Origin of the sequence: Halorubrum sp. SP9, assembly GCF_005435015.1 — an archaeon.
In the GTDB taxonomy this organism is placed as follows: Archaea; Halobacteriota; Halobacteria; order Halobacteriales; family Haloferacaceae; genus Halorubrum; species Halorubrum sodomense.
Genome location: NZ_SGXU01000155.1, coordinates 1 through 971 on the forward strand (window position 1 = coordinate 1; position 971 = coordinate 971).

At 47.5% G+C, this 971-nt stretch carries 1 protein-coding gene; it reads right to left on the minus strand.

Annotated features, from left to right (window positions below; all coding sequences use genetic code 11):
* On the minus strand, positions 1 to 971 hold a 971-nt coding region (locus EXE45_RS16965; protein WP_158294304.1), incomplete at both ends, for an Eco57I restriction-modification methylase domain-containing protein.

Genomic DNA, 971 nt, shown 5'->3' on the forward strand with positions numbered 1-971 from the left:
ACGTATGAAGTCATACCACCGTTCCGTGTCCATACTACCACTGTCACGCGATCGAAGCTTCGACTCGTGACTCTTGAAGTACTCAAATGCTCGTGGGAACTCTGAACGAAGGGATTCTTCTGGTATGAAGTCTAGTTCGTTGTCATCAACCCGGTATGGTAAGATGATTTGTAGAGGCGGATTTAAGGGAGCATATCGTTTCACGTCTTTTCCTTTCAAAAAGGGGTGTAGAAGCTCTGATTCTACCTTAAATTGCTCACCATGTCCGTTTTCTACAACTGTCAGATCTCCCATCTGTTCGGTGGTTTCCACCAAGAAAATACTATCAGCACTCGTTATGATTCCCTGATATATTTTCTTCGTAGCATCAGCTAGACTTAGTGGGTTATCCTCGATTTCCTGAATAATCTCTAGAACTTCTGGCGATTGGAATACCCAAGCATCTCCGTCAAGTTCAGGATTGATGTGACGGAAATTAGGATCTTTCCCAGTTGCTAGATCCGCAGGATCGACTTCAGCATATTCGAGTCCGTCCTCGTCATATTTGCTCAATATAAGGACGCAGGTATAGACAGAGGCGTTCCCAAACACCTGCTTGTGACCGAATGAGAGGATCTTATCGAGGGAATCATTGTCTGCGAGGAACTCGCGGATACCTCTTCCAAATTCATTTTGGAAGAATTTGTGAGGCTCAATAAACCCGAGTAGCCCCCTCGGGGATAACAATTCGTACCCCTTCTCGGTGAAGTTTACATAGAGATCGAAATTCTGCTCGGAGGATCGATATCTAGAGAGATACTCCGCCCGTTCTGGCACATTTGTCTGTAGCTCTTGGATTCGCACATAAGGCGGATTCCCGATCACGGTGTCGAAACCGGCTTCAGGCATCCGCTCACCGTCGGCGTCGAAGAACACCTCAGGGAACTCCAGTTCCCAGTGGAAGAAGTCTAGCTCGGCGGCCGTCGCCTGTG